This window comes from Streptomyces sp. NPDC030838 (assembly GCF_055572035.1).
On record NZ_JBVIED010000035.1, the window covers coordinates 1 to 1,551 of the forward strand.

Genomic DNA, 1,551 nt, shown 5'->3' on the forward strand with positions numbered 1-1,551 from the left:
GGAGTGGTGGAGCCGGTGACCCGAGCTGGTAGTAGGTGAGTGATGGGGTGACGCAGGAAGGTAGTCCATCCCGGGCGGTGGTTGTCCCGGGGTAAGGGTGTAGGACGGTGTGTAGGCAAATCCGCACGCCATTAAGTCTGAGACCTGATGCCGAGCCGATTGTGGTGAAGTGGATGATCCTATGCTGTCGAGAAAAGCCTCTAGCGAGTTTCATGGCGGCCCGTACCCTAAACCGACTCAGGTGGTCAGGTAGAGAATACCGAGGCGTTCGGGTGAACTATGGTTAAGGAACTCGGCAAAATGCCCCCGTAACTTCGGGAGAAGGGGGGCCACATCCGGTGATGAGCTTTGCGCTCTGAGCTGGGGGTGGCCGCAGAGACCAGCGAGAAGCGACTGTTTACTAAAAACACAGGTCCGTGCGAAGCCGTAAGGCGATGTATACGGACTGACGCCTGCCCGGTGCTGGAACGTTAAGGGGACCGGTTAGCTCGATTTCGGTCGGGCGAAGCTGAGAACTTAAGCGCCAGTAAACGGCGGTGGTAACTATAACCATCCTAAGGTAGCGAAATTCCTTGTCGGGTAAGTTCCGACCTGCACGAATGGCGTAACGACTTCTCGACTGTCTCAACCATAGGCCCGGTGAAATTGCACTACGAGTAAAGATGCTCGTTTCGCGCAGCAGGACGGAAAGACCCCGGGACCTTTACTACAGTTTGATATTGGTGTTCGGTTCGGCTTGTGTAGGATAGGTGGGAGACTGTGAAGCGGGCACGCCAGTGTTCGTGGAGTCGTCGTTGAAATACCACTCTGGTCGTGCTGGATGTCTAACCTGGGTCCGTGATCCGGATCAGGGACAGTGTCTGATGGGTAGTTTAACTGGGGCGGTTGCCTCCTAAAGGGTAACGGAGGCGCCCAAAGGTTCCCTCAGCCTGGTTGGCAATCAGGTGTTGAGTGTAAGTGCACAAGGGAGCTTGACTGTGAGACCGACGGGTCGAGCAGGGACGAAAGTCGGGACTAGTGATCCGGCGGTGGCTTGTGGAAGCGCCGTCGCTCAACGGATAAAAGGTACCCCGGGGATAACAGGCTGATCTTCCCCAAGAGTCCATATCGACGGGATGGTTTGGCACCTCGATGTCGGCTCGTCGCATCCTGGGGCTGGAGTCGGTCCCAAGGGTTGGGCTGTTCGCCCATTAAAGCGGTACGCGAGCTGGGTTTAGAACGTCGTGAGACAGTTCGGTCCCTATCCGCTGTGCGCGTAGGAGTCTTGAGAAGGGCTGTCCCTAGTACGAGAGGACCGGGACGGACGAACCTCTGGTGTGCCAGTTGTTCTGCCAAGGGCATGGCTGGTTGGCTACGTTCGGGAGGGATAACCGCTGAAAGCATCTAAGCGGGAAGCCTGCTTCGAGATGAGGACTCCCACCCACTTGATGGGGTAAGGCTCCCAGTAGACGACTGGGTTGATAGGCCGGATATGGAAGCACGGTAACGTGTGGAGTTGACCGGTACTAATAGGCCGAGGGCTTGTCCTCAGTTGCTCGCGTCCACTGTGTT

Annotated in this window: 1 rRNA gene; it reads left to right on the forward strand. The window is 56.9% G+C overall.

Going from position 1 to position 1,551, the window contains the following annotated elements:
• Window positions 1-1,529 (forward strand): 23S ribosomal RNA (locus ACZ42A_RS38935); the annotation flags it as partial.
• Window positions 1,530-1,551: the final 22 nt, after the last annotated feature.